The organism is Pseudovibrio sp. POLY-S9 (assembly GCF_001431305.1).
In the GTDB taxonomy this organism is placed as follows: domain Bacteria; phylum Pseudomonadota; class Alphaproteobacteria; order Rhizobiales; family Stappiaceae; genus Pseudovibrio.
In genome coordinates this window covers 887-1,292 of the sequence record NZ_LCWX01000109.1, presented here as the reverse complement: position 1 = coordinate 1,292, position 406 = coordinate 887, and the positions used below count along the sequence as shown (strand labels likewise).

At 57.1% G+C, this 406-nt stretch carries 1 pseudogene; it reads right to left on the bottom strand.

The annotated features are described in order from the left end of the window. Positions 1–53 precede the first annotated feature (53 nt). Positions 54–406, bottom strand: a pseudogene (locus PPL9_RS08830) (type II toxin-antitoxin system HipA family toxin); the annotation flags it as partial.

Below are 406 nucleotides of genomic sequence, written 5' to 3'. Positions count from 1 at the left end.
AGGAGAACTAGACCTAAAAAAAGGCTGGTCACCAAACCTCAAACTGGGGAAATTTGGTCCAGCACTTTTGGGGAAATTTGACCCAGCATTGACACTGGAACGAAGAGCATTCTGAGGTCTTCGGCGGTCTCTTCCCCACGAAGAACACGCTGAGATGCTTGGAGCAGATCTCCGAGACTGAGCAACGCGGGCACGCCTATCCCCTCACGCGCTTGGAACTCGTCATCAACCTTGTACCTTAGTGCGCCCAATCGGGTCTCGTCGTTTACGCCCAAGAGGTAGTCGGTTTCTTGCAGCGTCCTCGGACGTCGTTCCTCCGCTTCGGCCATCCGCCCCTCATAGCGCCGCATGACGGTTCGGCCCCACGTGTCTGGGGAAGAGTCCCCAAGCGGCGCGAGCATGTCCT